Source organism: Mesorhizobium sp. M2E.F.Ca.ET.209.01.1.1, from assembly GCF_004010375.2.
In the GTDB taxonomy this organism is placed as follows: Bacteria; Pseudomonadota; Alphaproteobacteria; order Rhizobiales; family Rhizobiaceae; genus Mesorhizobium.
The window spans coordinates 1-301 of sequence record NZ_SADP02001008.1; the positions used below are offsets into that span (position 1 = coordinate 1).

General features: G+C 61.8%; 1 pseudogene. It reads left to right on the forward strand.

What is annotated here, in order from left to right:
• Positions 1–47: 47 nt before the first annotated feature.
• A pseudogene (locus EN852_RS38890) lies at positions 48–301 on the forward strand (mannitol dehydrogenase family protein); the annotation flags it as partial.

Consider the following 301-nt stretch of genomic DNA (forward strand, 5'->3'; position numbering starts at 1 on the left):
CGAAGGGCGGGAGCATCGAGCTCCTTGCGGTCCCCGTGGGCGGCTGGATGGCGTATCTGATCAAGGCTTCGACGCGGTTCGGCCGCGCCTGGCAGGTGTCGGACCCCTTTGCCGAAAAAATTGCGGCAATCGCCGACCGCATCGGTTCGAACAGCAAACTGCTCGCCGACGCGATCCTGGCAATCGATGCCATCTTCGAGCCGTCCTTGGCCGCCAACGCCACGTTCCGCGCGCATATCGTCGCCAATCTCGACGGACTGCTCTCGAATGATCCGATGGGCTTTGTCAAACAAGTCTGTTC